This window comes from Pseudomonas sp. SG-MS2 (genome assembly GCF_009933855.1).
GTDB classification, from domain to species: domain Bacteria; phylum Pseudomonadota; class Gammaproteobacteria; order Pseudomonadales; family Pseudomonadaceae; genus Aquipseudomonas; species Aquipseudomonas putida_E.
Map to the genome: position 1 here is coordinate 1 of NZ_MOMO01000012.1, position 25,084 is coordinate 25,084.

A 25,084-nucleotide genomic window follows, 5' to 3' on the forward strand; every position below is an offset into this window, starting at 1 on the left:
GTGTGCCGCAGGTGTTCGGTCAGTTGCGCGAGCAGTTGCCCGCCGTTACGCCAATGATGCCAGTACAGCGGCACATCGATGGGGGTATCGGCACAAATTTCCACCAGTCGCCCACTACTCAACTGCTCACGGGCCTGCAACTCAGGCACCAGGCCCCAGCCCAGGCCGGCTTCGGTCATGCGCAGGAAGCCTTCGGACGACGGGCAAAGGTGGTGCAGGAAGCCATCTTCGATACCGAGAGAAGCGAGGTATCGGTGCTGCAGAAAATCGTCCGGGCCGTACACGATCGCCGGCGTGCGGGCCAGGCGCCGGGCCTCGAAACCCATTGGGAAATAGCGCGCCATGAATGCCGGGCTGGCCAGCGCCCGGTAGCGCATGGCACCCAGCGGCATGCTGCGGGCGCCGGCCACCGGCCGCTCACTGCCGCACAGGCAGGCCGCCACCTCCCCGGCACGCATGCGCTTCAGGCCGACCTCCTGGTCTTCCACCACAAGGTCGGTGAGTACCTGCTGCTCGGCGCAGAACGAACCCACCGCAGCTGCCCACCAGGTCGCCAGGCTATCAGCGTTGAGCGCAATGCGCAGACGCTCTGGCATGCCCTCTTCATCGAGTGCCGGTACCTGACGCTGCAGGTCACGTTCGAGCAGCCGCACCTGCTGCACATGGTTGAGCAACTGTCGCCCGACCTCGGTCGGGCTCGGTGGCGCGGCGCGCACCAGCACCGGCTGACCAACCCGCGCCTCGAGCAGCTTGATGCGCTGTGAGATAGCCGATTGCGACAGCCCCAGCACCTGCGCTGCACGTTCGAAACCACCTTGCTCGATCACCGCCGCGAGCGCGGCAAGCAGCTTGTAGTCGAACATCGATTTTCCTAATGACGGATCAGCACTATTTGTTTTTCTTATACAGGGGGGATCCGCACAATAGCCAGCATCTTCTCTGGAGTATCTGCCATGTGGCAAAGCTATCTGAACGGCATGCTGGTGGCCTTCGGCCTGATCATGGCCATTGGCGCACAGAACGCCTTCGTCCTGGCGCAGAGCCTGCGCCGTGAACATCACCTGCCGGTGGCAGCACTGTGCATCGTCTGCGACGCCCTGCTGGTAGCCGCCGGTGTATTCGGCCTGGCCACGGTGCTGGCGCATAATCCGACGCTGCTGGCGATTGCACGCTGGGGTGGCGCGGTGTTTCTGCTCTGGTACGGCGCCAAGGCCCTGCGCAGTGCATGCTCCAAACAGAGCCTGCAGCATCAGCAAGGCCAAGGCATGCGCTCGCGGCGTGCGGTGCTGCTCAGTGCACTGGCCGTTACCCTCCTGAACCCGCATGTGTACCTGGACACCGTGTTGCTGATCGGCTCGCTGGGCGCACAGCAGACCGTGCCGGGCGCCTATGTGGCAGGGGCCGCCAGCGCTTCGCTGCTATGGTTCTCGACTTTGGCGATCGGTGCTGCATGGCTGGCGCCCTGGCTGGCCCGCCCGGCCACCTGGCGGATGCTCGACCTGATGGTGGCCGTGATGATGTTCGCCGTGGCGGCGCAGCTGATCTTTGCTTGAGCTGCAAGCTGCAAGCTTGCAACGGAGCGCCACCCGTCGGCGGCAGGCAACCGCTCTGGAACCTCTATTCCCTATCTTTGTTGCGTGGTTATGCGGCGGGGCTGGTGCTATGATCCAGCCCTTGCGTCGCAAAGAGTACAAACTCGCCGACGCACATAGGGCCGCCCGTGATCGGCCTTGCGCAAACCGCGAACTAGACCTGAATCAGGAGATCCACCATGGCTTTTGAATTGCCGCCGCTGCCGTACGCCCACGATGCCCTGCAGCCGCACATCTCCAAGGAAACCCTGGAGTATCACCACGACAAGCACCACAACACCTACGTCGTGAACCTGAACAACCTGGTCCCAGGCACCGAATTCGAAGGCAAGACCCTGGAAGAGATCGTCAAGAGCTCTTCGGGCGGCATCTTCAACAACGCCGCTCAAGTCTGGAACCACACCTTCTACTGGAACTGCCTGTCGCCAAACGGTGGTGGCCAGCCTACCGGTGCGCTGGCTGAAGCCATCAACGCCGCATTCGGTTCCTTCGACAAGTTCAAGGAAGAGTTCACCAAGACTTCGGTTGGCACCTTCGGTTCCGGCTGGGGCTGGCTGGTCAAGAAAGCCGACGGCTCCCTGGCCCTGGCCAGCACCATCGGTGCCGGCTGCCCGCTGACCAGCGGCGACACCCCGCTGCTGACCTGCGACGTCTGGGAACACGCTTACTACATCGACTACCGCAACCTGCGCCCGAAGTACGTAGAAGCATTCTGGAACCTGGTCAACTGGGCCTTCGTTGCCGAGCAGTTCGAAGGCAAGACCTTCAAGGCCTGATCTTGCGCCTTGAACTGAAAACCCGGCCATGCGCCGGGTTTTTTTATGGCCGGTGCCGGCATCACAGGCTCCCAACGAACAGTTTTCCCGGCGGCTCTTGCTCCCCCCGCAGAGCGCGCTAACATCAAACGTCTGAAAGTTCGCTACAGCGCACTCAAGTTGCAGGGTCAGGCAACCGATACACTGCTCAGGGCAGCTCCACCGGCCGATAGTGTATCGCCAAGGTTAATGGCAAAATGATGTCATGCGCATGGATTAAGGAACCCCCCATTGAAGCTGGAATTGCGGAACAGCTTATCGGTCAAGTTGCTCAGGGTCGTGCTCCTTTCGGCGCTGGCGGTCGGTGTCGTTCTTAGCTGCGCGCAGATCGTCTATGACACCTACAAGACCCGCCATACCGTCGACAGCGACGCCCAGCGCATCCTCGACATGTTCCGTGACCCCTCGACCCAGGCGGTCTACAGCCTTGACCGGGAAATGGGCATGCAGGTCATGGAAGGCCTGTTCCAGGACGAGTCTGTACGTCAGGCTTCCATCGGCCACCCCAATGAAACCATGCTCGCCGAAAAGTCCCGCCCGCTGCAGGACTCTCCAGTACGATGGTTGACCGACCTGCTCCTTGGCCAGGAACGCACCTACACCACTCAGTTGGTCGGCCGCGGCCCCTACAGCGAGTACTACGGTGACCTGAGTATCACCCTGGACACTGCCGCCTACGGTGAAGGCTTCCTGCTCAACGCCATCATCATCTTCATTTCCGGCGTGCTGCGCGCCCTGGCCATGGGCCTGGTGCTGTACCTGGTCTACCACTGGCTGCTGACCAAACCGCTGTCGAAAATCATCGAGCACCTCACCCAGATCAACCCTGACCGCCCCAGCCAGCACCAGATTCCGCTGCTCAAAGGCCATGAAAAAAACGAACTGGGCATCTGGGTCAACACCGCCAACCAGCTGCTGGCCTCGATCGAGCGCAATACCCATCTGCGCCACGAAGCCGAAAACAGCCTGCAACGCATGGCCCAATACGACTTCCTGACCGGCCTGCCGAACCGCCAGCAGCTACAGGCACAGCTCGACAAGATCCTTATAGACGGCGCCCGCCTGCAGCATCGCGTCGCCGTACTGTGCGTGGGCCTGGACGACTTCAAAGGCATTAACGAGCAGTTCAGCTATCAGGTCGGCGACCAGTTGCTGCTCGCCCTGGCGGACCGCCTGCGCGCCCACAGTGGCCGCCTGGGGGCGCTGGCACGCCTGGGTGGCGACCAGTTCGCCCTGGTGCAGGCCACTATCGAACAGCCCTACGAGGCCGCAGAACTGGCGCAGAGCATCCTCGATGACCTGGAAGCACCGTTCGACCTGGATCACCAGCAGATTCGCCTGCGCGCCACCATCGGCATCACCCTGTTCCCCGAAGACGGCGACAGCACCGAGAAGCTGCTGCAAAAGGCCGAGCAGACCATGACCTTGGCCAAGGCCCGCTCGCGCAACCGCTACCAGTTCTACATCGCCAGCGTCGACAGCGAGATGCGTCGACGCCGTGAATTGGAAAAGGACCTGCGCGAGGCGCTGTCGCGCAACCAGTTGTTCCTTGTCTACCAGCCGCAGATCAGCTACCGCGATCACCGCGTGGTCGGCGTCGAAGCCTTGCTGCGCTGGCAGCATCCTGAACTTGGCATGGTCCCGCCGGACCAGTTCATCCCGCTGGCCGAACAGAACGGCAACATCATCACCATCGGCGAGTGGGTACTCGACCAGGCCTGCAGGCAACTGCGCGAATGGCATGATCTGGGCTTCAGCGAACTGCGGATGGCAGTCAACCTGTCCACCGTGCAACTGCATCACAACGAACTTCCGCGCGTGGTCAACAATCTGCTGCAGGCTTACCGTCTGCCACCGCGCAGCCTGGAACTGGAAGTGACCGAGACCGGCCTGATGGAAGACATCAGCACCGCCGCCCAGCACCTGCTCAGCCTGCGCCGCTCCGGTGCGATGATTGCCATCGACGACTTCGGCACCGGTTACTCGTCGCTCAGCTACCTCAAGTCGCTGCCACTGGACAAGATCAAGATCGACAAGAGCTTCGTCCAGGACCTGCTGGACGACGATGACGATGCAACCATCGTTCGGGCAATCATCCAGTTGGGCAAAAGCCTGGGCATGCAGGTGATCGCCGAGGGCGTGGAGACGTCCGAGCAGGAAGCCTACATCATCGCCCAAGGCTGCCACGAAGGTCAGGGCTATCACTACAGCAAGCCACTGTCAGCGCGCGAGCTGACCAGCTTCCTGCGCCAGGCCCAGCGCAATCAGGTTTCTGCGTTATAACCCCTGCCCCTGTTGGTTACAGGCCTTAACCGGCATTTACATAATTGCGCCCCACCCCTTTACAGCAAATGCAAATCTTTCGCATGATGTTGTAGTTTTACGTGCCACGGCGCACTGTCCAACCACACGACGCAGGGAAACCAACAATGATTCGTATGCCTCTGGCCTCCGCCAGTCTGCTGGCCATCGCCATCGCTCTCGCCGGTTGCGGTGAAAGCAAGGACGAGAAGGCCGCCGCCCCGCAAGCTGCGGCACCTGCCGCCGCGAGCACCGCCGCCGCAGCACCGGCTGCTGTCGACGAAGCGGCCGGCAAGGCCGTGGTCAAGCATTACACCGAGATGGTCTACGCCGTTTACAGCGACTCGCTGAGCACGGCCAAGTCCCTGCAAACAGCCATCGATGCATTCCTCGCCAACCCCAACGACGACACCCTCAAAGCTGCCAAAGAAGCCTGGGCTGCAGCGCGCGTACCGTACCTGCAGAGCGAAGCCTTCCGCTTCGGCAACACGATCATCGACGACTGGGAAGGCCAGGTGAACGCCTGGCCGCTTGACGAAGGCCTGATCGACTACGTCGACAAGAGCTACGAACATGCGCTGGGCAACCCGGCTGCCAGCTCGAACATCATTGCCAACACCGAAATCCAGGTCGGTGAGGAGAAGGTCGATGTCAAGGACATCACCCCTGAGAAACTGGCCAGCCTGAACGAACTGGGCGGCTCCGAAGCCAACGTCGCCACTGGTTACCACGCCATCGAATTCCTGCTCTGGGGCCAGGACCTCAACGGTACCGGCCCAGGCGCAGGCAACCGCCCTGCTTCGGACTACCTCGAAGGTAAAGGCGCCACCGGCGGCCACAACGAGCGTCGCCGCGCCTACCTGAAGTCGGTCACCGAGCTGCTGGTCAAGGACCTCGAAGAAATGGTCGGCAACTGGGCCCCGAACGTCGCCGACAACTACCGCGCCACGCTGGAAGCCGAGCCTGCCACCGACGGCCTGCGCAAGATGCTGTTCGGCATGGGCAGCCTGTCGCTGGGCGAACTGGCTGGCGAGCGCATGAAGGTCTCGCTGGAAGCCAATTCGCCGGAAGACGAGCAGGACTGTTTCAGCGACAACACCCACTACTCGCACTTCTACGACGCCAAGGGCATCCGCAACGTCTACCTGGGCGAGTACACCCGCGCCGACGGTACCAAGCTGACCGGCCCAAGCCTGTCGTCGCTGGTGGCCAAGGCCGACCCGGCTGCCGACGCTACCCTCAAGGCCGACCTGGAAGCGACCGAGGCGAAGCTTCAGGTCATTGTCGACCACGCGCTCAAAGGCGAGCATTACGACCAACTGATCGCAGCCGACAACGCTGCCGGCAACCAGGTCGTACGCGATGCCATTGCCTCCCTGGTCAAGCAGACCGGTGCGATCGAGCAGGCTGCGGGCAAGCTGGGCATTGCCAACCTGAACCCGGACACTGCCGATCACGAGTTCTGATTCGGCATTGGCAGGCAAAAAAGGCTAACGCCAGTCAGTTAGCGTTAGTAGGGCTGCTACGCAGCCCGTCGCCGGCAAGCCAGCTCCCACCGGGGCCGCGCAGTTCTTGAGTTCTGCGCGGTATCTGTGAGGGCTGGCTTGCCTGCTACAGGGCCAAAACTGACAGCAGTTTCATCCAGCAATTGCAAATTCCTCTTATTCAAACATTCTCAGCCTGCTAAGCTTGCACGCCGGTTTTTCGCCTACGCCCAGGATTTTGCATGTCCTTGTCGCTGTCCCGACTCTCCCCTCCGCTGCTGGCCCTCGCCCTTGCCGCCTGTGACGACGCCCCGCGTTTCACTCAGGCAGAGCCTGGCGAAGCGCTGTCCGGTGGCCAGGCGACTGTCCAGCGCAACGACCGCAATGCCTTTTCCCTGCCCTCGGCCAACCTGTCGCCCGAGCGCCGCCTGGACTTTGCCGTAGGCAACAGTTTCTTCCGCAACCCCTGGGTGATCGCCCCGTCCACCACCACTGCACGCGATGGCCTTGGCCCACTGTTCAACACCAACGCCTGTCAGAACTGCCACGTACGCGACGGCCGTGGCCATCCGCCAGAGCCTGGCGACAGCAACGCGGTGTCGATGCTGGTGCGCCTGTCGATCCCCGACCAGCCTTACCTGGCAAAAGAAATCGAGCGCCTGGGCGTGGTCCCGGAGCCTGTCTATGGCACCCAATTGCAGGACATGGCCAACCCTGGTGTGGCCCCGGAAGGCAAGGTGCGCGTGACTTACGACAACCAGACCGTCAGCTTCAACGACGGCCATCAGGTCGAACTGCGTCGCCCTACCCTGCAAATCACCCAGCTCGGCTATGGGCCGATGCACCCTGACACCCGCTTCTCTGCACGGGTGGCACCGCCCATGATCGGCCTGGGTCTGCTCGAAGCCATCCCCGAAGCTCAGATTCTGGCCAACGAAGACCCCGATGATCGCAACCGCGACGGTATTCGCGGCCGGGCCAACCGGGTTTGGGACGACGCCCAGAGCAAGACCGTGGTCGGTCGCTTCGGCTGGAAGGCCGGGCAACCGAACGTCAACCAGCAGAACGTGCACGCCTTTGCCGGTGACATGGGTTTGACCAGCAGCCTGCAGCCCCGGGACGACTGCACCCTAGCGCAGCGCGATTGCCTTGCAGCCCCCAATGGCGACGGCACCGACGGCGAAAAGGAAGTCAGCGACAACATCCTGCGCCTGGTCACCTTTTACACCCGCAACCTGGGCGTGCCAGCCCGGCGCGATGTCGGCGCCCCGCAAGTGCTGGCCGGCAAGAACCTGTTCTATCAGGCCGGCTGCCAGGGTTGCCACACCCCGCAGTTCACCACTGCCGCCGACGCCCCCGAGCCAGAGCTGGCCGGGCAAGTGATCCGCCCCTACAGCGACCTGCTGCTGCACGACATGGGCCCGGGCCTTGCCGACGATCGCACTGAATTTGCCGCCAACGGCCAAGACTGGCGAACCCCGCCGCTGTGGGGCATCGGCCTGAGTCCAGCGGTCAGTGGCCACACCCAGTACCTGCATGACGGCCGCGCCCGCAACCTGCTCGAGGCCGTGCTCTGGCACGGCGGCGAAGCGCAGGCAGCGCGCGACCATGTTCTGACTTTCAATGCCGAGCAGCGCGCTGCGCTGCTGGCTTTCCTGAACTCACTTTAAAAGCGCAAGGAGCCGGGCATGTTCCGACCCAAACTGTTGTTCACCAGCCTCGCCGCACTCGCCCTCGGTGCCTGTTCACCGCAAGACCCGCAGGCCGTGACCTCCGCCGCCATCGCCAAGCAGGTGATCCTGCCCACCTACAGCCGCTGGGTCGAAGCCGACCGCCAGCTGGCCGCCAGTGCCTTGGCCTACTGCGAAGGCAAAGAGAGCCTGGACAGCGCTCGCGCCGATTTCCTCAACGCGCAAAAAGCCTGGGCCGAGCTGCAGCCACTGCTGGTCGGCCCGCTGGCCGAGGGCAACCGCGCCTGGCAGGTGCAGTTCTGGCCCGACAAGAAGAACCTGGTCGGTCGCCAGGTCGAGCAACTGGTCAATGGCGACAAGCCGATCGACGCCCAGACCCTGGGTAAATCCAGCGTCGTGGTGCGCGGCCTGTCGGCCTACGAATACATCCTGTTCGACAGCAAGCCGGATGTCGCCACCGCCGAACAGAAAGCCCGCTACTGCCCGCTGCTGGTCGCCATCGGTGAGCACCAGAAGGCCTTGGCTGAAGAGATCCTCAAAGGCTGGAACAGCACCGACGGCATGCTCTCGCAGATGACCAAGTTCCCCAACCAGCGCTATGCCGACTCGCACGAGGCGATCGCCGACCTGCTGCGTGCGCAGGTGACTGCGCTGGATACCCTGAAGAAGAAGCTCGGCGCACCGATGGGCCGCCAGAGCAAAGGCATTGCGCAGCCACTGCAGGCCGAAGCCTGGCGCAGCCACGCCTCGCTGAAAAGCCTGGAAGCCAGCCTCAAGGCCGCCCAGGCGGTCTGGGTCGGGGTCGACAACCAAGGCCTGCGCGGCTTGCTGGGCAGCGACCAGAAAGCCCTGGCGCAAAAGATCGACGACGCCTACGCCACCTCGGTCAAACTGCTGACCGATAACCAGAAGACCTTGGGCGAGTTGCTGGCTGACGAAGATGGCATGCAGCGCCTCAACCAGATCTACGACAGCCTCAACGTCGTTCACCGCCTGCACGAAGGCGAACTGGCCAAGGCGTTGAACATCCAGCTGGGCTTCAATGCCAACGACGGTGACTGATCATGCTGCGACGCCAGGCACTCAAAATCGGTAGCGTTCTGCTCAGCGCCCTGACCTTGGGAGGCTGGAGCCTGATGCGCAACAAAGGCAGCGATCCTTTGCTGCTGTCGGCGCGTGACGATGGCGACGGCAAGCACTATGCCGTCGGGTTCCGCCTGGACGGCACCCGGGTGTTCAGCACCCAGGTGGCCCAGCGTTGCCATGCCATCATCAACCATCCAGAGCTGCCGATCGCCCTGTTCGTCGCACGCCGTCCCGGTACCGAAAGCTACCTGATCGACCTGCGCGACGGGCGCTTGTTGCAGACCGTCTCGTCGCAGCCTGACCGGCACTTTTACGGCCACGCCGTGATTCATAAAGGCGGCGAATGGCTGTATGCCACCGAGAACGACACCACCGATCCAGGGCGTGGCGTACTGGGCGTGTACCGCTTCGAGGGTGAACGCCTGGTTCACACCGGCGAGATCCCCACCCACGGCATCGGCCCGCATGAAGTGGCATGGCTGCCCGATGGCGAGACTCTGGTCGTGGCCAATGGCGGTATCCGCACCGAGGCCGAAAGCCGGGTCGAGATGAACCTCAATGCCATGGAGCCGAGCCTGGTACTGATGCAGCGCGACGGCACGTTGCTGAGCAAGGAAACCCTGGCCCAGCAAATGAACAGCGTGCGCCACCTGGCAGTGGGCAGCGATGGCACCATCGCCGCCTGCCAGCAGTTCATGGGCGATGCCGATGAAACCGCCGAGCTGCTGGCAATCAAGCGCCCAGGCGAGCCGTTCAAGGCCTTCCCGGTGCCAGAGCGCCAGCTGCAAGCCATGGCCCAGTACACTGCCAGCGTCGCCATCCACAGCGACCTGCGCCTGGTGGCACTGACGGCGCCGCGGGCCAACCGCCTGTTCGTCTGGGACCTGGACAGTGGCGCAGTCAGGCTGGATGCGCCGATGCCGGACTGTGCCGGGGTTGGCGCGGTGAAGGATGGTTTTGTCGTGACGTCCGGGCAGGGGCGTTGCCGGTTCTATGATTGCCGCAAGCAGGAATTGATCGGCCAGCCGATGGATTTGCCTTCCGGTTTCTGGGACAACCACCTGCACCTGGCCTGATCAGGCCTGCGCGCCCCTACGGGGGCGCAATCCATTTCCCCTCAATCGAAAAACAGTCAATACTTCCCCCATCCGCACGTGGGCAGGACCGCCCGTTGTCGTGTCAAAACCAATAACAACCTCGCATCCAAGGAACCGGACTTATGCTGCGCCGCCGCATGCTCATCATGTTGGCCGTCGTTCTGCTGATCGTGCTGGCCCTGGGGGGCTACAAGGCCTTCTCGATCTACCGGCAGATCCAGGTGTTCACTGCCCCCAAGCCTCCCATCACCGTGGCGGTGGCCATGGCCGAGCAGCGCGAGTGGCAGCAGCGCCTGCCCGCCGTCGGCAGCCTCAAGGCCCTGCAGGGTGTCGAGCTGAGCCTGGAGGTGGAAGGCATCGTTCAATCCCTGCACTTCGACTCCGGTCAGAAGGTAAAGGCCGGGCAACTGCTGCTCAAGCTCAATGACGATCAGGAAACCGCCCTGCTGGGGACTGCCCAGGCCGACCTGGGGTTGGCCAAAGTGGACTTCGGCCGCGGCAGCCAGCTGGTGGGTGATTCGGCCATCTCCCGCGGCGAATATGATCGCCTCACTGCCCAATACCGGCGCAACCAGGCGGTGGTCGACCAGCTCAAGGCCGCAAAAACCAAGAAGAGCATCAGTGCCCCGTTCAGCGGCACGATCGGCATCCGCCAGGTGGATGTGGGTGACTACCTGGCGGCCGGCTCTGTGATCGCTACCCTGCAGGACCTTTCCAGCCTTTACGTCGATTTCAACGTACCGGAGCAAGCACTGCCAGAGCTGAGCCTCGGCCAGCAGGTACAGGTGCAGGTGGCGGCCTACCCTGGCCAGACCTTCCCTGCCAGCCTCAGCGCCATCAACCCCAAGGTTGAAGAGAGCACGCGCAACCTGCTGGTGCGCGCGACAATGGCCAACCCGGATGGCAAGCTGCTGCCGGGCATGTTCGCCAACCTGCTGGTGCTGCTGCCTGACCCGCGCCCACAGGTGGTAGTGCCCGAAAGCGCCATCACCTACACGCTGTATGGCAATTCCGTGTATGTCGCCACGCCGAAGAAAGACAAGGACGGTAATCCCGAGCGGGACGACAGTGGCCAGCCGCAGCTCAGCGCCGAACAGCGCAGCGTGCAGACCGGCGAGCGGCGCGACGGCGTGGTGGTGGTCAGCAAAGGGCTCGCAGCGGGCGAACAGGTGGTCACCGCCGGCCAGCTCAAGCTGAGCCCTGGCGCGGCGATCCGCATCGGCCAGGACGCAGCGCTCGAACCCGACCAAGGCGCCCCACGCGCGGACTGATAAGGAGGCAGGCATGGCGTTCACCGACCCGTTCATCCGCCGCCCGGTGCTGGCCAGCGTGGTCAGCCTGCTGATCCTGCTGCTGGGTTTTCAGGCCTGGAACAAGCTGCAGATCCGCCAGTACCCGCAGATGGAAAACGCCCTGATCACGGTGACTACGGCCTACCCCGGCGCCAATGCCGAAACCATTCAGGGCTACATCACCCAACCGCTGCAGCAGAGCCTGGCCAGCGCCGAAGGCATCGACTACATGACCTCGGTGAGCCGGCAGAACTTCTCGATCATCTCCATCTATGCGCGCATCGGTGCCGACAGCGACCGCCTGTTCACCGAGTTGCTGGCCAAGGCCAACGAAGTGCGCAACCAGTTGCCGCAAGACGCAGAAGACCCGGTACTGAGCAAAGAAGCCGCAGATGCCTCGGCACTGATGTACATCAGCTTTTACAGCAAGGAAATGAGCAACCCGCAGATCACCGACTACCTGTCACGGGTCATCCAGCCGAAACTTGCAACTTTGCCGGGCATGGCCGAGGCCGAGATCCTCGGCAACCAGGTGTTCGCCATGCGCATCTGGATCGACCCGGTCAAACTGGCAGCGTTCGGCCTTGCCGCCACTGACGTGACCAGCGCCGTACGCCGTTACAACTTTCTCGCCGCCGCTGGTGAGGTGAAGGGCGAATACGTGGTCACCAGCATCAATGCCAACACCGAACTGAAGTCGGCCGAGGCTTTTGCCGCATTGCCGCTCAAGACCTCCGGCGACAGCCGTGTATTGCTCGGTGATGTGGCACGGGTCGAGATGGGCGCGGAAAATTACGACACGGTCAGCTCGTTCGATGGCACGCCTTCGGTCTACATCGGCATCAAGGCCACCCCGGCCGCCAACCCGCTGGAGGTGATCAAGGAAGTACGCCGCATCATGCCGGAGCTGCAAAGCCAGTTGCCGTCCGCGCTCAAGGGGTCGATTGCCTATGACGCCACGCTGTTCATCCAGGCCTCGATCGACGAAGTGGTCAAGACCCTTGGCGAAGCGGTGCTGATCGTCATCGTGGTGGTGTTTTTATTCCTCGGCGCGCTGCGCTCGGTACTGATCCCGGTGGTGACCATCCCACTGTCGATGATCGGGGTGCTGTTCTTCATGCAGATGATGGGCTATTCGCTCAACCTGCTGACCCTGCTGGCAATGGTGCTGGCCATCGGCCTGGTGGTGGACGATGCCATCGTCGTGGTGGAAAACATCCACCGGCACATGGAGGAAGGCAAGTCACCGGTGGACGCGGCACTGGAAGGTGCGCGGGAAATCGCCATGCCAGTGGTGTCGATGACCATCACCCTGGCCGCGGTATACGCACCGATCGGCTTCCTGACCGGGCTCACCGGCGCCTTGTTCAAGGAGTTCGCCCTGACCTTGGCAGGGGCGGTGATCATCTCGGGCGTCGTCGCCCTGACCCTGTCGCCGATGATGTGTGCCCTGCTATTGCGTCGTGAGCAGAATGCCAGCGGCCTGGCCCATCGCCTTGACGTGCTGTTCGAGCGGATCAAGGGCCGCTACCAGCGCCTGCTGCACACCACCCTGGACAGCCGCTCGGTGGTGCTGGTGTTCGCCGTGATCATCCTGTGCCTGATCCCGGTGCTGCTCAAGTTCACCCAGAACGAGCTGGCACCGAACGAAGATCAGGGGGTCATCTTCATGATCAGCAGCTCGCCACAACCAGCCAACCTCGACTACCTCAATGCCTACACCGACCAGTTCACCCCACTGTTCAAGGCCTTCCCCGAATACTACTCGTCGTTCCAGATCAACGGATTCAACGGTGTGCAGAGCGGCATCGGCGGTTTCCTGCTCAAGCCCTGGAACGAGCGCGACCGCACGCAAATGGAGTTGCTGCCCCTGGTACAGGCCAAACTCGACAACATCAGCGGCCTGCAGATCTTCGGCTTCAACCTGCCGTCACTGCCGGGGACCGGCGAAGGCTTGCCGTTTCAGTTCGTCATCAATACCGCAGGTGATTACCCGGCGCTGCTGGAGGTTGCCCAACGGGTCAAGGAACGCGCCCAGGCATCGGGCAAATTTGCCTTCCTCGACATCGACCTGGCGTTCGACAAGCCCGAAGTGGTAGTCGACATCGACCGCGCCAAGGCTGCACAGATGGGTGTATCCATGGACGTCCTTGGCGGCACCTTGGCGACCTTGCTGGGCGAGGGGGAAATCAACCGTTTCACCCTCGAAGGCCGCAGCTACAAAGTCATCGCCCAGGTCGAACGGCCCTACCGCGACAACGCCGGCTGGCTCAACAGCTATTACGTCAAGAACGACCAGGGCCAACTGCTGCCACTGTCCACACTGATCACCCTTAGCGACCGAGCGCGTCCACGCCAGCTCAACCAGTTCCAGCAACTGAACTCGGCAATCATCCAGGGCGTGCCTTTGGTCAGCATCGGCGAAGCCTTGCAGACGGTACGGGATATCGCTGCCGAGCAAGCGCCGGAAGGGTTCTCCTTCGACTATGCCGGCGCGGCACGGCAGTACATACAGGAAGGCAGCGCGCTGTGGGTGACCTTCGGCCTGGCGTTGGCGATCATCTTCCTGGTACTGGCGGCACAGTTTGAAAGCTTCCGCGACCCGCTGGTGATTCTGGTGACGGTACCGCTGTCGATCTGCGGGGCGCTGTTGCCGCTATTCCTGGGTGTTTCCAGCATGAACATCTATACCCAGGTCGGGTTGGTGACGCTGATCGGGCTGATCAGCAAGCACGGTATCCTGATCGTCGAGTTCGCCAACCAGTTGCGTGAGGAAAAAGGGCTGAGCGCAAGGGAGGCGATCGAGGAAGCTGCGGCCATTCGTCTACGCCCGGTGCTGATGACCACCGCCGCAATGGTATTTGGCATGGTGCCGCTGATTCTGGCGACCGGGGCCGGGGCAGTGAGCCGCTTTGACATCGGTACGGTGATTGCGACGGGGATGTCGATCGGGACGTTGTTTACCTTGTTTGTGCTGCCGTGCATTTACACCCTGCTGGCGCACAAGACAGCAGCGACGGAACCTGTCGTTGCCTGAGCGGGCCAACTCCAGAAAGCAAAGGCCCCGCAATAGCGGGGCCTCTTGTGCTCAAACCAGGTCAGCCTGCAGGCCGCAAGCCCTGCCGCAGCCCGAACAGAAGCAACAGCAAATCCTGGTCCGGCTGGGCCTGGACCTGCTGCTTCACGTCCCTGGGCAACGCGCATTGTTCTGCCTGTTCAGCCTTGCTGAACACTCTGGGCCGTGGCTCTTCCCACGCCGCTACCGCCACGGTGGTCACAGCCAGGCCCGCTATCAGAAACAATGCTCGAGCGATTTCTAGTTTCATTGCCCTAACCCTTTGACAGCGCTGCCAAACGCCATCTGGTAAAAGTAGAGCAACGATTGCCATTCCGCGTCATTGAGCGACGAATGGCGGCGCAACTGACGCAGGTCATTGCCCGCCGCGCGCTGGCAGCTGATACGGCGGCGGCACTTCTCCAGATCGAGCAATGCCACTTCAACACGGGCCTGTTCGCCCTCGCCGATCACTTTGACGAATACGTGCTTGCCATACAGGCAGCCATGCTGCCAGTGGCCCAGGTGCATGCGGGCCAGGTTGTCAGCCAACTCCTTGAGCATGCGTTCATGTACCACTTGCGGGTAGTGCTCGCGCGCACCTTGGGCATGCCAAGCATCGAGTTCGATGAAACCATCGAGCGCTTCGCTGACCAGCAGCGCACGCCATTGGTGGTCGGCATCGCGCTCGGCCCCACAAAATACGATGCGCGGGACACGCACGCCCAGTTGCTCGAAGCTGTTCAGCGCGTCGAGCTCACGCAGCACCGTCGGCCTGCCGAAGGGGTGCAACAGGCTGCGGTAGATGTGCCCGACCTGGCGCTTGGCATACAGCAACTTGCCATCGGCATCGTTGAGGCGTTGCACGCCACTTTCACCACCGCGGCGCTGGTTGGGTTCCTCGACCCATTCGCCCTGCTGACGCCAGTAATAATCGAAGCGTGACTCCCCGCTCTGGGCTACAGCCATCAAACACTACCCCTTACGTAATACATAGACCCGCCACATGGCATAGAACGGCAGGAAATCGAGGCGTTCCTGGATCCTGAAGCCGGCGGCCTTGAATTCTTCTTCGACTGTCTCTGCCGGTAACACGAAACGATTCTGGTAACTGCCCGGCTCGGCTTTGGCACTGCGCCGTTGCTCGAGCTTTTGACGCCGCCAGGCCTTGAAGTTTCCGTCCACCCACAATGACAGGATTACGCTGTCACGGCTAACCCTTTGAAACTCCGAAAGAATCGTTTTTCTGTGGGCTGCCTCACCGATGTGGTGAAACAGGCGCATGCAAAAAATGCTGTCGACCGAGTTGTCCGGCAAGTCGATGGCGAACGCTGACGTTTGCAAAGGGCGTACCCGCGCTACCACCTCTGGCGGTTGTGCGGCACAGGCAGTCTCGATCATCGCCTCGGAATTGTCGGCGCCAATGATTACCCTGTTGGGTTTTTCTGCCAGCAGTGGCCAGAAACGGCCCGCGCCGCAAGGCAGATCCAGCACCAACCCCGGTTCTCCGGCCAGCGCCAAGGCTCGACGGGCCAATTGCTCATCGCGCTTGTGGGAAAGGCGACGTGCCAGACCATCCTGGTGCTTCAGGAAGTACTCCCGAGCATGTTGCTGGTCGTACTTCTTGGAAAATTCGAGTTTGATAGGGCTACGCATTGGGCATCTCCTGGCTCCATTGCATGTACCTTAAGTAACACTGCGTAGGAAACAGGTCATGCCAATGTGAAAAAAGTGTTATCCCTAAAGGAATATAGCCCAGTAATTTACTCGCAAAGCTTTAACGGATCGGACTTTTCAGCGCCTTGGCTCAAGTCCACCTGAAAGCGGCAACCATGGGGGGCGGTAGAAGTCAGCGTAACGCGCCAACCCTGGTCGTCACAGATCCGTTGTACCAGCGATAAACCAAGCCCCAGACCTTCGCCGCGTCGCTCATCACCACGCACGAACGGTTTGAACATCGCCTCGCGCTGCTCCTCCGGAATGCCGACCCCGCTGTCCTCGACGCTGAACCCATTGGCTTCAAGACTCAGGCGGATGTAACCACTGTCGGTGTAGTGCGCAGCGTTGCGCAACAGGTTACCCATCACCGATTGCAGGAACGTCGCGTTGTACAGCAGCGGGCCTGCACTGACGCGGCCATCGAAGTACAGCGTCAGCCCTTTCTGCTCGATGGTGTCGCGCCATACGCCTATCAGATCGTCGGCCACCTCGCGCAGCGTCGCCTGGGAGGCCACGGCACCTTGGTCGCGCTGGGCACGGGCGAGCATCAGGAAGGTTTTGACCAACTCGCGCATTTCTTCGGTGGCCCGGGCGATGCGTTCGACCTGGCTGCGTGAGCGGCTATCCAGATTGGGGTTTTCGATCAACAGCTCGCAGGAGGTGGCCAGCACCATCAGCGGCGTGCGCAATTCGTGGCTGACATCACTGGTGAACAGACGCTCGCGGGTCAGTGCATCGCGCAAACGGCCAAGGGTATCGTCGAATGCCACCGCTAGCTGGCCAACTTCATCGGCTGCGTAATCGGGTGCCAAGGGCGGTGCCAGGCCAAGAAGCTGATCACGATGGCGTACTTGCCGCGCCAGGCGGATCACCGGTGCCATCACTCGCCGTGCCAGCAGCCAGCCGAGGAACACCGCCAGTACCAGGCTGAGCACGAAGCCCACCATGACAACGGCGAACAGTACCCGCTCGCGCTCTTCGAAATCGCTTTGGTCCTGCAGCAATACGTAACGTCGGCCGTCTACGATTTCCACCATTGCGTGGTAGGAAAGCTGGTCGCGAAATACCTCATGAAAGCCTGCATCGAGGTGGCGCAAATCTTTTGGCAGCTCGAAGTCATCGCGCCCACCGCTGAAGTAGAACAGCTGGTCAGGGCGCGGCCGATGGCTCCAGTCACTGATGCTGTCCATGCGCAACAGGCGCTGCAGGTCGCCGCCCAGCACCGAGGAGATCAAGCGCTCTTCAACCAGGTGGACAGTGGCGACGATACCGAAGGCGAACGCCCCAGCCACCAGCGCGCTCATCAGCGCAAACGCGATGATGATGCGCTGCGCCAGGCTTTGCTTAAACTCCATCGCGACCCTCGGCGAGGCGATAGCCGACGCCATGGACGGTATGCAGCAACGGCTTTTCGAACGGTTTGTCGATTACTTGGCGCAGCTGGTGTACATGGCTGCGCAAGCTGTCGCTGTCGGGGCAATCATCACCCCACAGCGCCTCTTCCAGTACCTCGCGGCGCAACACGTGGGGGCTTTTCTGCATCAGCACCGCGAGCAGCTTGAGGCCGACAGGGTTGAGCTTGAGCAAGCGCCCCTGGCGAGTGACTTCGAGGGTGTCCAGGTCGTAACTCAGGTCGGCAACCTGCAGGGTACGTCGCCCGCCGCCCTGGGCGCGGCGCAGCACGGCTTCGATGCGCGCAGCGAGTTCGGACAGGGCGAACGGTTTGAGCAGGTAATCGTCGGCGCCGGAGCGGAAGCCCTGCAGGCGGTCGTCGAGTTGGTCGCGGGCGGTCAGCATGATCACTGGCGTATCGCGACGGGCATCCTCGCGCAGGCGCTTGCACAGGGTGTAACCGTCGATTCCAGGCAGCATGATATCGAGCACGATCAGGTCGTAGTGCTCGGTGGCAGCCAGGTGCAGACCTGACAGGCCGTCCTGGGCGCAGTCGACGGTATAGCCCTTCATGCCCAGATAATCAGCCAGGTTGGCAAGGATATCGCGGTTGTCTTCAACCAAAAGAATGCGCATCGGGTTCTCCTGTGCGGCGCTTCGCTATGGTGCGCGGCAGGCGCAGCTTAAGGCCATCGCACGGACAGTGCCAGTGCTGGTGGAAATTCAACGAAGTTGACGCAAACGAAAAAGCCCCGGTTCTCACGAACCGGGGCTTTTCCTGTTACAGGGGGTGAGGCTGGCTTACATCATGCCGCCCATACCGCCCATGCCGCCCATGTCTGGCATGCCGCCAGCTGGCTTGTCTTCCGGCAGGTCGGCAACCATGGCTTCGGTGGTGATCATCAGACCGCCGATCGAAGCAGCTGCTTGCAGGGCCGAACGGGTGACCTTGGCTGGGTCAAGGATACCCATCTCGATCATGTCGCCGTATTCGCCGGTAGCGGCGTTGTAGCCGTAGTTGCCCGAACCTTGCTTGACCTTGTCGGCCACAACGCTTGGCTCGTCGCCGGCGTTGGCAGTGATCTGGCGCAGCGGCGCTTCAACAGCGCGACGCAGCAGGGCGATACCGACGTTCTGGTCTTCGTTGTCACCTTTGAGGTCGACAATGGCGCCCAGGGCGCGAACCAGAGCAACACCACCGCCAGGCACCACGCCTTCTTCGACGGCTGCACGGGTAGCGTGCAGGGCGTCTTCAACGCGGGCTTTCTTCTCTTTCATTTCAACTTCGGTGCCAGCACCGACCTTGATCACGGCAACACCGCCAGCCAGCTTGGCCAGGCGCTCTTGCAGCTTCTCACGGTCGTAGTCCGAAGAGGTCTCTTCGATCTGGGCACGGATCTGCTTGACGCGTGCTTCGATGTCGGCGTCCACGCCAGCACCGTCGATGATGGTGGTGTTTTCCTTGGACAGGATGACGCGCTTGGCGTTACCCAGGTGCTCCAGGGTGGTGGTTTCCAGGGTCAGGCCGATTTCTTCGGAGATGACCTGGCCGCCGGTCAGGACGGCGATGTCCTGCAGCATGGCCTTGCGACGGTCGCCAAAACCTGGTGCCTTGACTGCAGCAACCTTGACGATGCCGCGCATGTTGTTGACGACCAGGGTAGCCAGGGCTTCGCCTTCGACGTCTTCAGCAACGATCAGCAGTGGGCGGCCGGCCTTGGCAACGGCTTCCAGAACTGGCAGCAGCTCACGGATGTTGGAGATTTTCTTGTCGACCAGCAGCAGCAGCGGGCCTTCCAGCTCGGCAACCATGGTGTCCGGCTTGTTGACGAAGTACGGCGACAGGTAGCCGCGGTCGAACTGCATGCCTTCTACGACGGACAGTTCGTTTTCCAGGCCCGAACCTTCTTCAACGGTGATCACGCCTTCTTTGCCGACTTTTTCCATGGCTTCAGCGATGATTTCGCCGATGGAGTTGTCGGAGTTGGCGGAGATGGTGCCAACCTGAGCGATGGCCTTGGAGTCGGCGCATGGCTTGGACAGGTTTTTCAGCTCGGCGACGACGGCAGCGGTGGCCTTGTCGATGCCGCGCTTGAGGTCCATCGGGTTCATGCCGGCAGCGACGGCCTTCAGGCCTTCGTTGACGATGGCCTGAGCCAGAACGGTCGCGGTGGTGGTGCCGTCACCGGCAGCATCGTTGGCCTTGGAAGCGACTTCCTTGACCAGTTGGGCGCCCATGTTTTCGAAGGCGTCTTTGAGTTCGATTTCTTTGGCGACGGAAACGCCGTCCTTGGTGATGGTCGGCGCGCCGAAGCTCTTGGCCAGGACCACGTTGCGGCCTTTCGGGCCCAGGGTCGCTTTTACCGCGTCAGCCAGAACGTTGACGCCAACCAGCATTTTTTTACGGGCGGAATCGCCGAATTTTACGTCTTTAGCAGCCATGATCGTTTAATCCTTGAAATTCTTTGGAGTAACGGGAAGTCGGGGAAATCAGCCTTCGACAACGGCGAGGATTTCGTTCTCGCTCATTACCAGCAGGTCTTCGCCATCGACTTTCACGGTGTTGCTGCCCGAGTAAGGGCCGAAAACCACTTTGTCACCCACTTTGACGGCCAGCGCACGTACTTCGCCGTTGTCCAGGATGCGACCGGTGCCGACGGCGACAACTTCGCCACGGTTTGGTTTTTCAGCGGCCGAACCCGGCAGGACGATACCGCCAGCGGTTTTCGATTCTTCTTCGCTGCGACGGATGACTACGCGGTCATGCAGAGGACGAAGCTTCATTGTCGATCTCTCCCAATTTGTGGTTTTCATCGGCCGGTGTCGACACCGGCGGGTTGATGCGGTCCGGCGTTGCCGGGGGTGGCCCGCGACGGGCGAACCACCTGTGTATTGTCTGGCGTTGCCACCAGAAACCTTGCGGTGACCACATACATGAGGCCGGCATGATCAATTACAAGGCTTGCTGCAGAAAATTTTTCAACGAGCAGAAAAGCTTGGGGCCGCAAAGCGGCCCCGGGGATGTCTACTTGTCGCGACGTTCGTATTCGCCTTCGATCACATTGGGCCGATGGCCGCTGTCGCGCGGCTGTGCCTGAGAGGGGTCGTCCTGGAACGCGCGCTGGCGCATGGCCTGGGCCTCGGCACGCTGACGCATCTTGCGAGCGGCCAGATGGCGGGTGAAGGGCAACAGGCAGAGCAGGCCCAGCACGTCACTGATGAAGCCCGGAAGCAGCAGGAGGCCACCGCCCACCGCCAGCATCAGGCCCTGGAACATGTCCTCGGCGGGCAGTTCGCCACGCTGCAGGCTTTCACGGGCACGCAAGGCGGTGGCCAGGCCGGCCACACGCATCACCAGCACACCCAAGGCGGAACCTGCGATGACCAACAGCAGCGCCGGGAAGAAACCGATGGCTGAGCTGACCTTGACGAAGACGAACAACTCCAGCACAGGGAAAAGCAGAAACAGCAGTAGAAAAACACGCATCAAGGATTCCTCGACGGAAGACTATCTTCCTTTAAGACCATCAGATGGATGCGTGCGCTCGGTTTTTCAAGCTTCGACTTCTGTCGCGGCCGGCCATTGGTCGGCGCGCGCCAGTAAAACCAAGGCCTCGCGAACTTGTGTCGGCGTATTGCAATTGCTTGGGAAAGCCAGCCAATGGATACCTTGGCCTATGCGCAGGTGCATGCCTTCGCTGTCGATGCCGACCATCTGCGCTGGCGCGCTACGCGGCAGGTCGCTCAATTCGACGTAGTGGGCGATGGCGTTGGCATGATCGCTGTTCATGTGCTCGATCATGCTGGCCTCCGCCTTGCCGGCGAAGGGGTTGGCCAACGTCACCTGATCGAGCCAGTGGATCGCCCCGAAGCCACCTATGTAACGATGGCGCACCGGCTGCAGCACCCAGAAGTCGAAATCGTGCGCCTTGTGATAGTTGGCGGCATCGGGGAAGTAACGGTAATAGCGCTCGGCAGCGGCGTCGACGGCAGCCTCATCGACCAGCTTGTGCGCCTCGGCCATGATCGTCAGGCGGCCAACGGCCTGCACGTCCTCGGCTTCCCGCTCCCCCACCAGCAAGGAGCACTTGGGGTCTTTCTGCAGGTTGTGGGTGTGCTGGGCGATGCGGCTGATGAGGATCAGCGGGTTGCCCTCGGCATCCAGGCAGTAAGGCACCACAGAACCGAAAGGGAAGCCAGGCATGGACTTGGAATGGGTCGAGAGTACACCGCGGTACTCCTTGAGCAGCAATTCCCGGGCGGGGCGGATGGCCTTCTGACTCACGTCTGACTCCTCGACAGGTGGCTATTGGGTTGCAAGCTACCTGTAAGCTTCAAGCTTCAAGCTGCAAGCTGCAAGAAAAAGCAGGAGCGAGGCGCCATGCCACTCGCTTTCAGCTTGCAGCTTGAAGCTGACCCCTACCAGGTCACGCCAAAGCCTGCGGTATAGCGCGTCTTGTCCAGATCACTCTCACGCGTGCCGGTGATGATGTCTTTTTCTGCCTTGAGATTGAGCGAGGCCCATTCGGTCACTTTGTAGCGCAGCCCCACCTCGGCATCCAGCGAATAGTCGGCAACGCCCCCCAGCGGCTTGGCGAACTCACCGTTGGTGAACAGCTGGACATTCTTGCCGATCAGGTAACGGGTGTAGTCCCACTTCACCGCTGCCGAATAGAAGTTGTCCTTGCCGCCATTCTGATACTCGAAGTCGGTGCGGTTGATCAGTGAACCAAGCGAGAACGCACCCAGTTCGTCATCCCAGAACTGGTAACCGGGGCCGGTACCCACGGTGCGCTGACGCGCCAGATCCTCGATGTGATCCCGCTTGTACTCAAGACGCCCCTGCCAGAACCATTTCTCTGTGATGAAGCGATCGAGCGCATACTCTGCGCTCCAGTTGTTGGTCGTGGTGACGTCGTCCTTGGTCTCGCGGTTGTACTCGCCTTCGGCGTTGTGCCGCCAACGGCCATGACGGGCCGTGGTCTTGAAACCGATGTCATAGTCGTCGGTATCGTTCTCGGCACGCTGGTAGTCCAGCGCGGCATCGATATTGCCTTTCCAGACTAGGTCCTCGACCACAGGCTTGGGCTTCATGATCTGCTCGATGCTGGCAAGCTCTACAGTCTTGGGCGTCTCACCGTTGGCCAGGGTCACCTTGCCAGGCTCGGCGGCCTTCAACGACTTGGCCCGCTCGCCGTTGTAGGCGTCCTGCTTGACCAGCAGCTCCTGGTCGCTCTCCAGGGTCTGGACCTGCTTCCAGTCCAGCGAGATAGAACCACCGTATGGGGTTTCCAGCAGCAGCTTGCCACCATCGAAGACCCGAATCTTGCCGCTCAAGCGGTCACCGTTCTTCATCCACACGGTGTCGGCGAACGCAGGAGCAGCGCACAGGGAAGCGGTCAACAGGCACAGCAAGGATCTAGAATGCATAAGCGAAATACAGGTTCGATTAGACGAATGAGCCGGGCATTATCCGGATGCGGACGACCAGAGCAAGGAAAGACCCCCCACTATGGCGTTGAGTTCAATACGCATTTGCCGTGACCACTGGTCCGGTTTCACTTCAGGCCAGGGCTGCCGGGATGTCTGAGGCACATGAGTACGCGCTGCAGACGCCCGAGGCCCGACGAACGGCGCTTTATTCAGTGCTGGGCCAGGTGCCAGCAGGCAAGGTGGTCAGCTACGGCCAGCTCGCCGAATTGGCGGGCCTTGGCCGAGCGGCGCGTTGGGTTGGAAAGACCCTCGGCCAGCTTCCTGCGGACACCCGTCTGCCGTGGCACCGTGTACTGGGTGCCGGCGGTCGTCTGAGCCTGGCGCTGGGGACTCCCTCGGGAGATGAACAAAGGGCGCGGCTGCGTGCGGAGGGCGTGAATGTAGCCAATAATCGTGTGGATATGATGCGCCATGGCTGGCGCCCAATGGAGCACAGCGGTTAGAGTGCGCGTTTTGTTTTCGCAAACTTGAGGCAGATGTTGGCCCATGCCCCGTAAAACCTGGCGCGCTGCGCTCGCTGCCTATGCCAGCCCGTCAACCCTGGTGCTTCTGCTGCTCGGCTTTGCTGCCGGTCTGCCCTACATGCTGGTGTTTTCGACCCTGTCGGTGTGGCTGCGCGAAGCTGGCGTGGCGCGCGAAACCATTGGCTATGCCAGCCTGATCGGCCTGGCCTATGCCTTCAAATGGGTATGGTCGCCGCTACTCGATCAATGGCGGTTGCCGCTGCTGGGTGGGCTGGGTCGCCGGCGCTCGTGGCTGTTGCTGTCACAGGCACTGGTGGTGATCGGCCTGGTGGGCATGAGCCTGTGTGACCCTCAGCAACATCTGTCGTGGCTGATCGCTTTGGCCGTGCTGGTCGCGTTCGCGTCTGCCACCCAGGACATCGCTGTCGATGCCTATCGCCTGGAGATTGCCGACGATCAACGCCAGGCCGCCCTGGCCGCAAGCTACATGGCCGGTTACCGGATCGCTGCGCTGCTCGCCACTGCTGGCGCCCTGTTCTTTGCCGAATGGTTCGGTTCCACCGGTTTCAGCTACCTGCACAAAGCCTGGGCCGGCACTTACGTACTGTTCGGCGTGATGATGCTGCCTGCGCTGTTCACCACGCTGGTGATGCGCGAACCTCCCGTACCATTGCGCACCCAGTTGTCGGCAGCGCGCTATGGGCTTATTCACCAGTTGGCCTCGGTGTTTGTGCTGATCATCCTGCTGGTGTCGGTACCGGCTAGCTTCACCCAGCTGTTTAACACCGACTGGGCCAGCGTCATCTTCGGCGATGCCACACCACTGGACCTGCTGCTCGAAGACCGCGCCTTCTTGCGTCTTATCCTTTATGTGCTGCTGAGTTGGGCGTGCCTGTCGAGCATGGGCCGTCGCGGCCTGGCGCCAGTGCTGACGCCAGTCAACGACTTCATCACCCGCTATCGCTGGCAGGCCCTGCTGCTGCTGGGCCTGATCGCCACCTATCGGATGTCGGACACGGTGATGGGCGTCATGGCGAACGTGTTCTACATCGACATGGGCTTCACCAAGGACCAGATTGCCAGCGTCAGCAAGATCTTCGGCCTGATCATGACCTTGGTGGGCGCAGGTGCAGGTGGGCTGCTGATCGTGCGCTTCGGCATACTGCCGATCCTGTTCATCGGCGGTGCGGCCTCGGCGGGTACCAACATCCTGTTCCTGATGCTGGCCGACATGGGGCCAAATCTTCAGATGCTGGTGGTCACCATTTCGCTGGACAACTTCAGCTCGGGCCTGGCGACATCGGCATTCGTCGCCTACCTGTCGAGCCTGACCAACCTGAAGTTCTCGGCCACACAATATGCCCTGCTCAGCTCGATCATGCTGCTGTTGCCACGCCTGATCGGCGGCTATTCGGGGGTGATTGTCGAGAAGTTCGGTTATCACGACTTCTTCCTGATCACCGCCCTGCTGGGTGTACCGACCTTGATCCTGATCGCCTTGCAATGGCGACAGGAAGCGGGCCGCGGGAAACAGGCACCGGTGGAGAACTCGGCAACCGAGCAGCCCTGAGGGAGACTCGCGGCCTGTACCCGCCCCATCGCA

Annotated in this window: 22 protein-coding genes; 11 read left to right on the plus strand and 11 right to left on the minus strand. The window is 61.7% G+C overall.

Features of this window, described 5'->3' with window-relative positions; all coding sequences use genetic code 11:
• The coding region (locus BLX42_RS00855) for a LysR family transcriptional regulator ArgP (RefSeq protein WP_161870953.1) at positions 1-863 on the minus strand (863 nt) is incomplete at its 3' end.
• A gap of 90 nt (positions 864-953) precedes the next feature.
• Here BLX42_RS00855 and BLX42_RS00860 point away from each other — a divergent pair.
• From BLX42_RS00860 to BLX42_RS00900, 9 genes are all read left to right on the plus strand, one after another.
• The gene (locus tag BLX42_RS00860) at positions 954-1,553 is read left to right on the plus strand and encodes a LysE/ArgO family amino acid transporter (RefSeq protein WP_046784884.1); all 600 of its coding nucleotides are present in this window, start codon (positions 954-956) and stop codon (positions 1,551-1,553) included.
• Positions 1,554-1,771: 218 nt separating this feature from the next.
• Positions 1,772-2,368, plus strand: a complete 597-nt coding sequence (locus BLX42_RS00865; protein WP_012312902.1) for a superoxide dismutase — start codon at positions 1,772-1,774, stop codon at positions 2,366-2,368.
• A 270-nt stretch (positions 2,369-2,638) separates the two neighbouring features.
• A complete protein-coding gene (locus BLX42_RS00870) occupies positions 2,639-4,690 on the plus strand; it encodes a bifunctional diguanylate cyclase/phosphodiesterase (protein WP_125923892.1) in 2,052 nt (683 codons plus the stop codon).
• Between the two features lie 146 nt (positions 4,691-4,836).
• A complete protein-coding gene (locus tag BLX42_RS00875) occupies positions 4,837-6,174 on the plus strand; it encodes an imelysin family protein (RefSeq protein ID WP_046784882.1) in 1,338 nt (445 codons plus the stop codon).
• A gap of 260 nt (positions 6,175-6,434) precedes the next feature.
• Positions 6,435-7,862, plus strand: a complete 1,428-nt coding sequence (locus BLX42_RS00880) for a di-heme oxidoredictase family protein (protein WP_161870954.1) — start codon at positions 6,435-6,437, stop codon at positions 7,860-7,862.
• Between the two features lie 18 nt (positions 7,863-7,880).
• Entirely contained in the window at positions 7,881-8,945 is a 1,065-nt protein-coding gene (locus tag BLX42_RS00885) for an imelysin family protein (RefSeq protein ID WP_046784880.1), read from the plus strand.
• A gap of 2 nt (positions 8,946-8,947) precedes the next feature.
• Positions 8,948-10,045 carry a DUF1513 domain-containing protein gene (locus tag BLX42_RS00890; protein ID WP_046784879.1) on the plus strand — a complete coding sequence of 366 codons (1,098 nt, stop codon included), beginning with the start codon at positions 8,948-8,950 and terminating at the stop codon, positions 10,043-10,045.
• A 143-nt stretch (positions 10,046-10,188) separates the two neighbouring features.
• On the plus strand, positions 10,189-11,337 hold the full coding sequence (locus BLX42_RS00895) for an efflux RND transporter periplasmic adaptor subunit (protein WP_161870955.1): 1,149 nt from the start codon (positions 10,189-10,191) through the stop codon (positions 11,335-11,337).
• A 13-nt stretch (positions 11,338-11,350) separates the two neighbouring features.
• Positions 11,351-14,395 (plus strand): multidrug efflux RND transporter permease subunit, encoded by a 3,045-nt coding sequence (locus BLX42_RS00900; protein WP_161870956.1) that lies wholly within the window; start codon positions 11,351-11,353, stop codon positions 14,393-14,395.
• Between the two features lie 61 nt (positions 14,396-14,456).
• Here the strand turns inward: BLX42_RS00900 and BLX42_RS00905 are convergent, their stop codons facing one another.
• The 10 genes from BLX42_RS00905 to BLX42_RS00950 form a co-directional block, all read right to left on the minus strand.
• Entirely contained in the window at positions 14,457-14,684 is a 228-nt protein-coding gene (locus tag BLX42_RS00905) for a hypothetical protein (protein WP_046784876.1), read from the minus strand.
• The gene (locus BLX42_RS00910) at positions 14,681-15,382 is read right to left on the minus strand and encodes a lipopolysaccharide kinase InaA family protein (protein WP_046784875.1); all 702 of its coding nucleotides are present in this window, start codon (positions 15,380-15,382) and stop codon (positions 14,681-14,683) included. The genes BLX42_RS00905 and BLX42_RS00910 overlap by 4 nt, the downstream gene beginning before the upstream one ends.
• Positions 15,383-15,388: 6 nt before the next feature.
• Complete coding sequence (locus BLX42_RS00915; RefSeq protein WP_115273653.1) at positions 15,389-16,069, minus strand: class I SAM-dependent methyltransferase; 681 nt, start codon at positions 16,067-16,069, stop codon at positions 15,389-15,391.
• A gap of 107 nt (positions 16,070-16,176) precedes the next feature.
• On the minus strand, positions 16,177-17,487 hold the full coding sequence (locus BLX42_RS00920; RefSeq protein ID WP_046784873.1) for a HAMP domain-containing sensor histidine kinase: 1,311 nt from the start codon (positions 17,485-17,487) through the stop codon (positions 16,177-16,179).
• A complete protein-coding gene (colR, locus tag BLX42_RS00925; RefSeq protein WP_003255215.1) occupies positions 17,477-18,160 on the minus strand; it encodes a two-component system response regulator ColR in 684 nt (227 codons plus the stop codon). Before colR ends, BLX42_RS00920 begins: the two co-directional genes overlap by 11 nt.
• 165 nt (positions 18,161-18,325) lie before the next feature.
• On the minus strand, positions 18,326-19,966 hold the full coding sequence (gene groL, locus BLX42_RS00930) for a chaperonin GroEL (RefSeq protein ID WP_046784872.1): 1,641 nt from the start codon (positions 19,964-19,966) through the stop codon (positions 18,326-18,328).
• A 48-nt stretch (positions 19,967-20,014) separates the two neighbouring features.
• Entirely contained in the window at positions 20,015-20,308 is a 294-nt protein-coding gene (locus BLX42_RS00935) for a co-chaperone GroES (RefSeq protein ID WP_009395550.1), read from the minus strand.
• Positions 20,309-20,549: 241 nt separating this feature from the next.
• Positions 20,550-21,011 (minus strand): FxsA family protein, encoded by a 462-nt coding sequence (locus BLX42_RS00940; protein ID WP_161870957.1) that lies wholly within the window; start codon positions 21,009-21,011, stop codon positions 20,550-20,552.
• A gap of 66 nt (positions 21,012-21,077) precedes the next feature.
• Positions 21,078-21,809 carry a HugZ family protein gene (locus BLX42_RS00945; RefSeq protein ID WP_119688324.1) on the minus strand — a complete coding sequence of 244 codons (732 nt, stop codon included), beginning with the start codon at positions 21,807-21,809 and terminating at the stop codon, positions 21,078-21,080.
• 134 nt (positions 21,810-21,943) lie between these two features.
• Positions 21,944-22,954, minus strand: a complete 1,011-nt coding sequence (locus tag BLX42_RS00950; RefSeq protein WP_046784869.1) for a DUF481 domain-containing protein — start codon at positions 22,952-22,954, stop codon at positions 21,944-21,946.
• A gap of 152 nt (positions 22,955-23,106) precedes the next feature.
• Here BLX42_RS00950 and BLX42_RS00955 point away from each other — a divergent pair, with 152 nt between their 5' ends.
• Entirely contained in the window at positions 23,107-23,460 is a 354-nt protein-coding gene (locus BLX42_RS00955) for an MGMT family protein (protein WP_080952075.1), read from the plus strand.
• A gap of 43 nt (positions 23,461-23,503) precedes the next feature.
• Positions 23,504-25,051: an AmpG family muropeptide MFS transporter gene (locus BLX42_RS00960; RefSeq protein WP_039603670.1), complete on the plus strand. Its 1,548-nt coding sequence runs from the start codon at positions 23,504-23,506 to the stop codon at positions 25,049-25,051.
• Positions 25,052-25,084: the final 33 nt, after the last annotated feature.

Excerpts from the sequence above, each read along its gene's own strand:
- BLX42_RS00860 (WP_046784884.1), top strand. The coding sequence starts at position 954 with ATGTGGCAAAGCTATCTGAACGGCATGCTGGTGGCCTTCGGCCTGATC.
- BLX42_RS00915 (WP_115273653.1), bottom strand. The coding sequence starts at position 16,069 with ATGCGTAGCCCTATCAAACTCGAATTTTCCAAGAAGTACGACCAGCAA.
- BLX42_RS00935 (WP_009395550.1), bottom strand. The coding sequence starts at position 20,308 with ATGAAGCTTCGTCCTCTGCATGACCGCGTAGTCATCCGTCGCAGCGAA.
- BLX42_RS00880 (WP_161870954.1), top strand. The coding sequence starts at position 6,435 with ATGTCCTTGTCGCTGTCCCGACTCTCCCCTCCGCTGCTGGCCCTCGCC.
- colR (WP_003255215.1), bottom strand. The coding sequence starts at position 18,160 with ATGCGCATTCTTTTGGTTGAAGACAACCGCGATATCCTTGCCAACCTG.
- BLX42_RS00895 (WP_161870955.1), top strand. The coding sequence starts at position 10,189 with ATGCTGCGCCGCCGCATGCTCATCATGTTGGCCGTCGTTCTGCTGATC.
- BLX42_RS00910 (WP_046784875.1), bottom strand. The coding sequence starts at position 15,382 with ATGGCTGTAGCCCAGAGCGGGGAGTCACGCTTCGATTATTACTGGCGT.
- BLX42_RS00920 (WP_046784873.1), bottom strand. The coding sequence starts at position 17,487 with ATGGAGTTTAAGCAAAGCCTGGCGCAGCGCATCATCATCGCGTTTGCG.
- BLX42_RS00900 (WP_161870956.1), top strand. The coding sequence starts at position 11,351 with ATGGCGTTCACCGACCCGTTCATCCGCCGCCCGGTGCTGGCCAGCGTG.
- groL (WP_046784872.1), bottom strand. The coding sequence starts at position 19,966 with ATGGCTGCTAAAGACGTAAAATTCGGCGATTCCGCCCGTAAAAAAATG.
- BLX42_RS00950 (WP_046784869.1), bottom strand. The coding sequence starts at position 22,954 with ATGCATTCTAGATCCTTGCTGTGCCTGTTGACCGCTTCCCTGTGCGCT.
- BLX42_RS00885 (WP_046784880.1), top strand. The coding sequence starts at position 7,881 with ATGTTCCGACCCAAACTGTTGTTCACCAGCCTCGCCGCACTCGCCCTC.
- BLX42_RS00955 (WP_080952075.1), top strand. The coding sequence starts at position 23,107 with ATGTCTGAGGCACATGAGTACGCGCTGCAGACGCCCGAGGCCCGACGA.
- BLX42_RS00865 (WP_012312902.1), top strand. The coding sequence starts at position 1,772 with ATGGCTTTTGAATTGCCGCCGCTGCCGTACGCCCACGATGCCCTGCAG.
- BLX42_RS00940 (WP_161870957.1), bottom strand. The coding sequence starts at position 21,011 with ATGCGTGTTTTTCTACTGCTGTTTCTGCTTTTCCCTGTGCTGGAGTTG.
- BLX42_RS00890 (WP_046784879.1), top strand. The coding sequence starts at position 8,948 with ATGCTGCGACGCCAGGCACTCAAAATCGGTAGCGTTCTGCTCAGCGCC.
- BLX42_RS00960 (WP_039603670.1), top strand. The coding sequence starts at position 23,504 with ATGCCCCGTAAAACCTGGCGCGCTGCGCTCGCTGCCTATGCCAGCCCG.
- BLX42_RS00875 (WP_046784882.1), top strand. The coding sequence starts at position 4,837 with ATGATTCGTATGCCTCTGGCCTCCGCCAGTCTGCTGGCCATCGCCATC.
- BLX42_RS00905 (WP_046784876.1), bottom strand. The coding sequence starts at position 14,684 with ATGAAACTAGAAATCGCTCGAGCATTGTTTCTGATAGCGGGCCTGGCT.